Source organism: Jannaschia formosa (assembly GCF_003340555.1).
GTDB lineage: Bacteria > Pseudomonadota > Alphaproteobacteria > Rhodobacterales > Rhodobacteraceae > Jannaschia > Jannaschia formosa.
This window is the reverse complement of sequence record NZ_QPLJ01000129.1, coordinates 1-546: the sequence shown is the minus strand read 5'-3', so window position 1 is coordinate 546 and position 546 is coordinate 1. Positions and strand designations below refer to the sequence as shown.

Below are 546 nucleotides of genomic sequence, written 5' to 3'. Positions count from 1 at the left end.
TATACCAGTCGATCACCGCGGCCAAGTAGACGAAGCCCCGGGCCATCGGGACGTAGGTGATGTCCATCGCCCAGACCTGATCGGGCCGCGTGATCTCCAGCTTGCGAAGCAGATAGGGGTAGATCTTGTGCCCCGGTGCAGGCTTCGACGTGTTCGGGCGGCGGTACAACGCCTCGATCCCCCTTCTCTTCATCAAGGTCGAGACGCGACGTCGCCCCACCTCCCGGCCTTCCGCGTTCAGCAGGCCCTTCAGCATCCGGCTGCCCGCGAAAGGGTACTCGATATGCAACTCGTCGATCCGGCGCATGATCTTTAGATCGGCGTCCGGCACGGGTCGTGGCCGGTAGTAGACGCTGCCCCGGCTGATCCCAAGTTCCTTCGCCTGCCGGGCGACGCTCAGCTCGTGGTCGCGGTCGATCATCGCCTTGCGCTCCCTCTCGGGATCATGCTGCGCATGACCCTGCCGGGCAGCGGGACAACAGACCGGCCTTCCCGAGCGCCTCCTCGGGCTGCGAGGCCCCACTGGGGCCTCGGTCCCTCAAAGTC

1 pseudogene is annotated in these 546 nt (G+C 65.6%); it reads right to left on the bottom strand.

What is annotated here, in order from left to right:
- A pseudogene (locus DR046_RS23145) lies at window positions 1-433 on the bottom strand (IS3 family transposase); the annotation flags it as partial.
- Between the last annotated feature and the right edge of the window lie 113 nt (window positions 434-546).